This window comes from Desulfobacula sp. (assembly GCF_030611305.1).
In the GTDB taxonomy this organism is placed as follows: domain Bacteria; phylum Desulfobacterota; class Desulfobacteria; order Desulfobacterales; family Desulfobacteraceae; genus Desulfobacula.
Map to the genome: position 1 here is coordinate 1 of NZ_JAUWQB010000129.1, position 7320 is coordinate 7320.

Here is a 7320-nt window from a genome sequence, read left to right on the forward strand (position 1 = left end):
TTCAACGGTTGGAAACTTTTTCATATTTCACAAATCTGCCATTAAAACCAATTTTTTTATTTACTCTTTTATTAACACCAATCACTATCCCGGTAGGTACCTGGGTCGTCTTCCCTTTGTTGTACTCTCTTTCATAATGAGCAGGAAGGACTGTAACACCAGACTTTTTTAAAGCAATGACAGCAATAATCCTGAGATTCTGTTCAGGAACAGGTTTCTTAGTGATTGATGATATCCTTGCCCGTGTATAGACACCTTGACCAACACGGATAATAATATTTTTCTGAATAAGTTTTCTCAGCACGCGCAGTACCTGATCCCGGTCAGACAAATCTGCGAAATCGGATGGTATAAATGTAGACACCTTAGCACGTTTAATACGATAATAAATTTTTCTTTCTAATGTTTTTTTGACCTTGGCAACCATAGACAAACTCCATGCAAATATACGACAATTAAAATAAAGTCCATAAGGAAGTTGAGAGTCTATGTGCTACAAATCCGGACAATTAATTTGCTCCCAACATTTTTTAAACTTTCTCTTGATATAGATACAATATTATACCAATCTGTATCTGTCCATAGAGAAAGAATTTTAAATATTATTGATTCTATCCAAATGATATAAAAATTCATAAAAAATTGCATACGCCTACAAAAAACTCTTGTGATTTTTGTAGGCGTATGCAATAAATTCATATGGAACGTATTCATACACAATATTTATTTAATCCTGAAATTAATGCTGATAAAATGATTTTTCTTTCTGGTCCAAGGCAGATTGGCAAGACTACTTTTGTTCGACAACATCTTAAGAAGCTTAAACAGGAGTCTCTTTATTTTAACTGGGATGATCCGTTTGTCCGGCGGGAATATATTAGAAATCCACATTTTTTAAAAGGAAAAATTACTGAACACAGTTCAATACCTCTGATTGCCTTTGATGAGATACACAAGCATAAAAACTGGAAAGATATTTTAAAAGGTCTCTATGATCTACACAGGGATGAAGCTCGCTTTATTATTACCGGAAGCGCCCGGCTTGATTATTTCAGGAAGTCAGGCGACAGTTTAATCGGTAGATATTTTTCCTATGGTATGCTGCCTCTTGGTCTGGCTGAAGCTATGGGATGTCCTGAATTGATTTTTAATGATGATACTATATTATCCGGTGGAAGTGAAAATGAGCTTCTATCAAATTTGCACAATGTTCCGTTGAAACTATCTCAGGATACATTACAGCACTTAATGATATTCGGCGGGTTTCCAGAGCCTTTTCTGAAAGCAAGTAAAAGGTTTTCAACAAAATGGAAACGTGATTATAAATCTCTTCTGATTTATGAGGATTTACGCGACCTTTCGCGTATTCAGGATATGAAAGGTGTAGAACAGCTTGTTCTACTTCTACCTGAAAGAATTGCTTCACCATTGAGTATTAATTCATTGAGAGAAGACCTGAATGTAAATCATAGGACAGTGAGCGGCTGGTTAGAAGGTTTAAAAAAAGTATTCCTGATTTTTTCAATTATGCCGTGGAGCAAACATATTGCCAAAGCAATTAAAAAGGAAAACAAAGTCTATTTTTATGACTGGACTTTGGTTAATAATCCCGGGGCACGTTTTGAAAATATGGTAGCTGTATCGCTTTTACGCATGGTTTATCGATGGAACGAATTCGGGCTTGGAGATTTTGATCTGCGATATGTCCGAAATCATCAAGGCAGGGAGGTAGATTTTCTCATTGTTAAAGATAGAAAGCCCTTTGCCTTGTTTGAAGCAAAAACAAGTGACAACTCTCTGTCGAATTCCGGTCGATATTTTAAACGGTATTTAAATGTACCTTTTTACCAGCTTGTTGAAAATTTTAATGGACTGGATGTATATCCGGACAATTGCTATATCATTTCTGCTGCACGATTTTTAAGCGTGATTGGGTGATGACAAAGTCATTGAGGGCATAGTGAACAGACTTGGCTACCTTGAACTGGCATACCTGATAGATGATTATGCAGAAGGGAAAGACACAGGCGTGGTTGATCTGCTGTTGGTCGGCAATATTGACCAGTACCACCTTAATGATTTGAGTATAAAAACAGAACGATATATTAAAAGAAAAATTCGTTCACTTGTTTTAACCAGAAAAGAATTTAAAGAGTTTCTTCCCAGACTTGAAAAGCGAAAGCATATATTGATCTGGGAAATGAAATAATATTTATTTAGAAATTTTATTAATTATTTCAATCGATTACACACTAACCACAATGTAACCGAAGAGCGGAGCTATAGCTTGCCGAATTTCCGTATAAAATATAGGGTTGTTTGCTTTAAGGTTATATTATTGTTAGAATAAATTTTAACAATAATATAAATACAGGAGATATTGATAAAAAAATTTAATGTACATAAAAGGATCGTATCATGAAATATAATTTACCGCTCGACAAGATGAACGTCCATGATAAAATTTCAACAATGGAATTACTATGGGATGATATTTGTCGGAATACTCCAGATTTCACTTCGCCATCATGGCATGAAGAAATATTGATGGAAAGAGAGAAAAAAATTAAACAAGGAATAGATGATTTTATAGACTGGGACGTGGCAAAAAAAAATATCCGTGATTTAATTGCATGAAAATTAAAATTCTTAAATCCGCAAGTAAAGATTTAGAAGAAGGGTTTTATTTTTATGAATTTCAGCACAAGGGATTGGGTACATATTTTTTAGAAGCTCTGACTTCTGATATTGAATCTCTTCAATTATATGCTGGGATTCATTCTATACATTTCAAAAAATATCATCGCCTCCTTTCACAACGATTTCCTTTTGCTGTTTACTATCAATGTATAAAAAATGAAATTAGAATTTACGCAGTTGTTGATTGCCGTAGGAAACCAGCATGGATAAGGAATAAATTGACATAACAACAGAAGACCTTTGCACACATACAATCAGGAAACCAATATCGATGGAATAGAGGCTGTGTCTTTAGTGCATTGCAGATTTAAAAGCTATTTTCACGAAATCACAACGAGTTTTCTAAATATTTCCACGTTTTTCTATATGTGTTTTTTGTATTTTATCACAAAATATGGTATGAGTTTTCCATGAAAAGAGATATCTACAAACAATTGGTTTCATGGAAACTGTCTTCCTCCCGAAAACCTCTCGTGCTTAAAGGTGCACGTCAGGTTGGCAAAACATATATCCTTAAAAAATTTGGGAAAGGAGAGTATGTCAATGTTGCTTACTTTAATTTTGAAGAAGACCCGGATCTGAATGAAATTTTTACGGGCAGACTATCACCCGAAAAAATAATTGATACGCTTTCAATTTATCAGGAAGCACGGATATCATCTGACAACACACTCATTATTTTTGATGAAATTCAAAACTCGCCTAAGGCACTCACCAGCTTGAAATATTTTTGTGAGGATGCACCAGAATACCATATTGCGACTGCAGGTTCTCTGTTAGGAGTAAAAGTTGGCCAGTCTGCTCCATTTCCAGTGGGAAAAGTTAATTTTCTTGATATGCACCCCATGTCATTTGGTGAATTCCTTGATGCTGTTGGGAAAAAGCAACTACGGCTGTTTATTGATGATAAAACTGATTTTCATACTATCCCAAAAAGCTTTCATACTGAGCTTATAGATTTTTTGAAAATTTATTATTTTGTTGGTGGTATGCCTGAAGCTGTCGGGCAATATGCTGAAGATAAGGATTTGAATAAGGTGCGTAATATTCAGGATGAGATATTATCAGCTTACACGATGGATTTTTCCAAATATACAACTAAAACAGAGGCTATCCGACTTGCCAATATATGGGCAAGTATTCCCGGGCAATTGGCCAGGGAAAATAAAAGATTTATTTTTAGCCGGATTGATAAAAATGCACGGGCAAGGGAGTATAATGAATCGATTCAGTGGCTGGTTGATGCAGGGCTTGTCAAAAAAGTAAATAACATCAAGACTGCAAAATTGCCTCTCTCCGGATATCAGGATAATAAGTTTAAACTCTATCTTCTTGATATTGGATTGCTGGGTGCTATGATCAGTGTCCCACAAAAGGCCATCATTGAAGGCGATCGGCTGTTTAGTGAATATAATGGTGCATTTGTTGAAAACTATGTAGCACAGGAGTTTGTCGTTCATGGCCAGAAAAATCTGTATTATTGGTCGAGTAGAAATACAGCAGAAGTTGATTTTGTTGTTGCCTTGAAAAATCAGATTTTACCTCTTGAAGTTAAGGCCGGAATAAGTAAGCAAAAAAAGAGTCTACGTGTTTATGGAGAAAAATTTAAACCTTTGGTACTATCACGTTCAACTCTTATGAATTTTAAAGAGGATGGTAAAATTAGAAACTATCCTCTTTATGCAGTTTCGCTGTTTTTAAGGTCGTGATGGGGGTCAGACCGAAAGCACCAGGATTACCTTTACTATAACTTGAAACGATCTTATTGGGTGTGCTGGGAACTTACCGATCAAAACAAAAATTCGTTAAATATTCAAAGCAAGCCATTTTTTAAAAAAAATATCCTGGATAATATATTTTCCATTTTTTATTAAAATTTCTTTCTCAGACAAACTTTTCAGGCATCGTGTGACAATCGAGGCCGTTTTAATATTGACATCTATTAAAGCCTCAGCCGAAAAAAGGTTTTGTCCGTCATTAAATAAAATAAGCTTTAAGGTTTTTTTCTGGTTAATGGACAGAGTGTCCCACAACGTTTGATATTCAAGATGTTTTTGTTCAATCATCGAACGTTCAATTTTATTTAATGTCTCTTCAGACCAAGGGTTTTGCTGTAATTCCTTCCAAAGGAAAAAACAGAACAATTGAATATACATTGGATGATTTTTAAACTGTTCAACAATCTGTTTTAAATTGTTTTTTTCTATGGTGAGATTGCCATCCTTAAATAATTTTTCCATCCAGGGGATATAATGCCTTGTTTCGATCTCTTTTAGCGGAAAACTTGCTGCCTGCTGATAAAAGGCCTTTTTTTGAGATTTGAACATTTCTGTAAGTAGATGCTGCTGGCTTCCGCAAAAAATATAACAGATATTAGAATGCTGCTGAACATAGGATCTTAATTGTTTTTCAAACGAATCGGCATTTGCATATTTAGCCACTTCCTGGAATTCATCAAAAGCAATAACAATTTTTCTTTTTTCAGAAAACTTTTCAAGCAACTCCATCAAATTTTTTAAAATCAGACTTTCATCCGCAGCCTTAAAAGAGGGTGCAATGGCCGGTGAATTTGTAACCGGATCAATGCTGATCTGAAATGATAACTTATTAATGCTGCTTTTCAACAAGCCTAACAGTTTGTCCGTGTTTGACTCCAAAGCACTCAATTGTTGAAAGGCTCTTGTAATAAATTCTTTTTCAGAAGTTGTGCAGTAAAGGTCTATATAGACCGTTCCAGTATCAAGCTTTTGCTCTTTTATATTTTGAAAAACCTTCTTTATTAATGAACTTTTACCGGTTCTTCTATGAGAGTATAGCAAAACATTTTGTGAGGCCATGATAAAATCAAGCAAGTCTCTTTGTTCTTTTGTCCGATTGCAAAAAGAGGGACCGGTTGCAAAATTGCTGTAAGTAAAAGGATTTTTCATTTTTTTACCCCGCAGTTACACATGATGCCATAATCATGTTTGCAAACAGAATATTACACAATGTGCGTAATGTCAATCAAAGTATGGCAAACATGTTTGCCAATAAAAACCATCCCTTGTTTAAAGAACTTATTTCCATCGCACGGAAGACAATCAAGGCGGCGCTATATCCAAAAATTATCACCCCTGAGCAGCTCAATCCTATTGAGTTCATACACCCCCATCAGTCTGTCAATATAGGCTTTCTCAGGCACATCAACAAATGAAAGGGGGCATCATTACCCTCCAGACGACTTGAATTCCATGACAGGTCAATCAAAATACGATTAAATACCTGCCGTGCATATGTCCCGGCCGGCCGATGATCATCCGACGATTGTCCCATTTCATAAAGACGCTGCCGAATCTCAAGAGAAAGGTTAACCTGTTGCACACTAATTGGCAATGTAACCGAAAGGGTGGAGCTATGCAAAAAACTCAGACTATATCGAACTTAATTCCGAAAAAGTCTTGACTATTTCGGAATTAATGTCAAAATAGACGCTATGAAACGATACTTGGAAAAATATATTCAGGAAGATCTGGATAAAAAAATAATCCTGCTGACCGGACCACGGCAAACAGGAAAGACAACGCTATCTAAAATGTTAAATCCTGATTATGATTACTTCAATTTTGATAACCCGGACGACAGGTTGGGCTTGCAGGAAAAATCCTGGGACAGATCAAAAAAGCTTGTTATTTTTAATGAGCTTCACAAATTAAAAAACTGGAAATCATGGTTAAAAGGAGTTTATGATACGGAAGGCATTCCGCCCTCAATTCTTGTTACCGGCAGCGCCAAACTCGACACTTACAGAAAGGTTGGCGATTCTTTGGCAGGAAGATTTTTCCAGTTTAGATTGCATCCTTTGGATTTAAAAGAAATTCACAATTTTTTAAACCCTGGTAACCTTGAAGCGGAATTAGACAAACTTTTATTTTCCGGCGGTTTTCCTGAACCATTTTTAAACGGGACAACCCGGTTTTACAATCGTTGGAAAAAATCACACCTTGATATTATTTTAAAGCAGGATCTCATTGATCTTGAGAATGTCCAGCAAATCATCCAGATTGAAACGCTGATTCAATTATTAAAACACCGTGTGGGAAGCCCGATATCCTATGCCTCTTTATCGCAGGATTTACAATGCTCTGACAAAACTGTAAAAAGATGGCTCATGATACTTGAAAATATGTATATAATTTTTAAAGTTCCACCTTTTCATAAAAATATTGCCAGGGCAATTCAAAAAGCTCCTAAATTCTATTTTTATGATACCGGGCAGGTCATAGGTGAGCAGGGTATTAAACTGGAGAACACTGTTGCATGTGCCATTCAAAAGGAAATCCATTTTCGGGAAGATTGTTTTGGAGAAACAAAAAAGCTGTTTTACCTGAGAAACAAGGATAAAAAAGAGATTGATTTTTGTACCACATCCGGTGATGACCCAGTACTGATGGTGGAAGTAAAATGGAAAGACAATAGCTTGAGTTCAAATTTTGAAGTGTTCAGAAAATTTTTCCCACAGTTAAAAATGGTTCAGGTTGTCAAAGAATTAAAAAAGGAAAAAACATTTCCAAATGGTGCTGAAATCCGAACCGCCCATAACTGGCTCTCAACATTAACGCTGCCTTGAACTTTTTTGCAATC

General features: G+C 35.7%; 9 protein-coding genes. 7 read left to right on the forward strand and 2 right to left on the reverse strand.

Going from position 1 to position 7320, the window contains the following annotated elements:
- Position 1: 1 nt before the first annotated feature.
- Positions 2-427 (reverse strand): DUF6088 family protein, encoded by a 426-nt coding sequence (locus QAI40_RS16315; protein ID WP_304511833.1) that lies wholly within the window; start codon positions 425-427, stop codon positions 2-4.
- 272 nt (positions 428-699) lie between these two features.
- Here QAI40_RS16315 and QAI40_RS16320 point away from each other — a divergent pair, with 272 nt between their 5' ends.
- The 5 genes from QAI40_RS16320 (at position 700) to QAI40_RS16340 (ending at position 4409) form a co-directional block, all read left to right on the forward strand.
- Positions 700-1938: an ATP-binding protein gene (locus QAI40_RS16320; protein WP_304511834.1), complete on the forward strand. Its 1239-nt coding sequence runs from the start codon at positions 700-702 to the stop codon at positions 1936-1938.
- Between the two features lie 22 nt (positions 1939-1960).
- Entirely contained in the window at positions 1961-2209 is a 249-nt protein-coding gene (locus QAI40_RS16325; RefSeq protein ID WP_304511835.1) for a hypothetical protein, read from the forward strand.
- Positions 2210-2418: 209 nt separating this feature from the next.
- Positions 2419-2637: an addiction module protein gene (locus tag QAI40_RS16330; RefSeq protein WP_304511836.1), complete on the forward strand. Its 219-nt coding sequence runs from the start codon at positions 2419-2421 to the stop codon at positions 2635-2637.
- Positions 2634-2927 (forward strand): type II toxin-antitoxin system RelE/ParE family toxin, encoded by a 294-nt coding sequence (locus QAI40_RS16335; RefSeq protein ID WP_304511837.1) that lies wholly within the window; start codon positions 2634-2636, stop codon positions 2925-2927. The genes QAI40_RS16330 and QAI40_RS16335 overlap by 4 nt, the downstream gene beginning before the upstream one ends.
- Before the next feature lie 183 nt (positions 2928-3110).
- Positions 3111-4409 carry an ATP-binding protein gene (locus QAI40_RS16340; protein ID WP_304511838.1) on the forward strand — a complete coding sequence of 433 codons (1299 nt, stop codon included), beginning with the start codon at positions 3111-3113 and terminating at the stop codon, positions 4407-4409.
- Between the two features lie 96 nt (positions 4410-4505).
- Here the strand turns inward: QAI40_RS16340 and QAI40_RS16345 are convergent, their stop codons facing one another.
- On the reverse strand, positions 4506-5627 hold the full coding sequence (locus QAI40_RS16345) for an AAA family ATPase (protein ID WP_304511839.1): 1122 nt from the start codon (positions 5625-5627) through the stop codon (positions 4506-4508).
- Between the two features lie 35 nt (positions 5628-5662).
- Between QAI40_RS16345 and QAI40_RS16350 the strand changes: the two genes are divergently transcribed.
- Complete coding sequence (locus QAI40_RS16350; RefSeq protein ID WP_304511840.1) at positions 5663-5893, forward strand: hypothetical protein; 231 nt, start codon at positions 5663-5665, stop codon at positions 5891-5893.
- 291 nt (positions 5894-6184) lie between these two features.
- Positions 6185-7306, forward strand: coding sequence for an ATP-binding protein (locus QAI40_RS16355; RefSeq protein WP_304511841.1), 1122 nt, complete (start codon positions 6185-6187; stop codon positions 7304-7306).
- The last annotated feature ends 14 nt before the right edge of the window (positions 7307-7320 follow it).